Source organism: Methanocalculus sp., from assembly GCF_029762515.1.
Classification (GTDB): Archaea; Halobacteriota; Methanomicrobia; order Methanomicrobiales; family Methanocorpusculaceae; genus Methanocalculus.
Map to the genome: position 1 here is coordinate 1 of NZ_JARVGN010000384.1, position 2,177 is coordinate 2,177.

The window sequence follows — 2,177 nt, forward strand, 5'->3', positions numbered from 1 at the left end:
CGACTGAATGGGCTTTCAGGATATGCTGGGCAATTGCCTCATCCCGCTGGGTCTCAGGCTTGTCGGTCATAATGAAGATGAGATCAAAACGCGAAAGGAGGGAGGGGGGCATATTGATCTGCTCGGATATGCCGACATACTCGTCAAATCTTCCCAGTTTCGGGTTCGCAGCCCCAAGAAGCGCACACCGGGACTTCAGTGTCGCAGTGATCCCGGCCTTTGCAATTGAGATCGTCTGTTGCTCCATGGCTTCATGAAGGGAAGAGCGATCATCTTTTGCCATCTTATCCATCTCATCGACTGCCGCAACACCCATATCTGCGAGTACGAGTGCACCTGCCTCAAGGGTCCATTTTCCATCCCCAAACTCATCCTTCACCGCAGCTGCCGTAAGTCCGGCTGAGGTTGCGGATTTGCCGGATGTATAGATACCACGCGGAGAGAGTTTCACCACGTATCTGAGCAGCTGGGATTTTGCAATACCCGGATCTCCAACGAGAAGAACATGGATATCCCCTCGGAGCGTGCTCCCATCCGGCATCTCCTTCGCAATGCCGCCAAACAGCTGAAGAGAGACTGCCTCCTTGACATCATCATTTCCATAGATGGTCGGAGCAATGGAGTGGGCGATCTTCCGATAGAGGTTTGGATCCCGTGAGAGTTCAAGGATCTGTGCCTCGTCCTCCTCTGTGATATTCACCTCTTCAAACTCTTTCTCACCAAACTCAATGGAGTTGCAATCGAGATAGATATCAAACGTGGTGCTCTTCGTCCCGGCATTCATCCGCTGAATCGAACGGAGCACCCCGTTTACGATGACACGATCCCCCGGAGCAGCAAGCCCGGTCAGATCGTCGGTTGCGTCGATATCAAGGATCTGGGGCTGCTCACCCCCACGGAGTCCTTCGGGAATCTCCTGTATCCGGATCTTCTGTGCATCGACAAATTTTGATTTGAGATGGATTAATTCCAGGCGCTTGTGAGTGCATTCACCCATGCCACAACTTTCAGGTTCGACAAATTTGCCATATCCCTGTTCCCGAAGTGTCATATGGCCTGACGGACACCGGAAGACTGCTTCAACTATCCGGGGGCGCACCTCGGTCGTCTTTCTGATAATTCCCTCGACTGAGACGAAGGTATTCATCTGTTCAGACCTGATATCACGGACAAGTGTTTTACGCGGGAGGTTGATGAACCGGATATTCATCCGTGGGATGATCTCATGGGCATCTTTTCGTGAAAGGAGATTATGTGCCCGCAGGGCATCCCTGACCTCTGCAAAGACCTTGTTTGGATACGCAAGGAGTTCGTCGGCAAGCCTGACACCGCTCTTTCCAAACTTCTGAAGCGTCTCATAATTGATGATCAGGGATCGTTTATAGGGATATTCACGGCTGAGTGTCCGGAGTTCCTGTTTGTATTTCTTCGAGAGAAAATCCGCCCATTCTTTTGATTTATCGACAACTTCGATGTCGAATTCCTCATCCTGATTCAATGCTGATCAATCCCTCTCTTCTTCAATGCCGACAAGACAAACCGTGCGATCATCGCTTCCATCTGAAGCTCGCTCTGCGCCCCTTCGGAGATCCTGAAATCCGCTTCGCCAATATGATCGATCAATTCCACCTTCAGCATCCGATCAAGTTCCATTGAGACAAGATGCCTATAGCACTGCCCGAGAAGTTCGGTAGGCGCAATCCCGCGATCCCGTGTGAGTGAACTGAGGTGCCGCTCTGCACCTTCGAAATCCCCTGAAAGTGAGAGGGTGATGAGATTCACAATCTCTGAGGGTTTTGCGGTTGCACTGATCGCATAAATCTGCTCTTCTGTGATATCCTGTGCAACTACCGCTGCACCCTGAAGCGCGTTGATCGCTTTTCTCATATCACCCTGGGCAATGTAGACGATTGCATCCTCCGCCTTTTCAGTGAGGGTAAGTCCCTCTTTCGCGGCAATTCGTCGGATCTCTTCCTTGACATCCTCAGGGGTGAGCGGGCGGAACCGGAAGAGGGCGCACCTGCTCTGGATCGGATCGATTATCTTTGACGAATAATTGCAGGAGAGGATAAAACGGCAGCTTTCAGCATAACTCTCCATTGTTCGTCGCAGAGCTGCCTGTGCATCGGTAGTCAATGAATCAGCCTCATCCAGGAAGAGGATCTTAAATGATGCAT

General features: G+C 51.2%; 2 protein-coding genes. Both read right to left on the bottom strand.

Translation table 11 applies throughout. The features are described from left to right. Positions 1-1,498: minichromosome maintenance protein MCM (locus QCH34_RS11230; protein ID WP_300334183.1), on the bottom strand; the 1,498-nt coding region annotated here is incomplete at its 3' end. Beyond that, a partial coding sequence (locus tag QCH34_RS11235; RefSeq protein WP_300334186.1) for a replication factor C small subunit occupies positions 1,495-2,177 on the bottom strand: 683 nt, incomplete at its 5' end. The genes QCH34_RS11235 and QCH34_RS11230, both read right to left, overlap by 4 nt.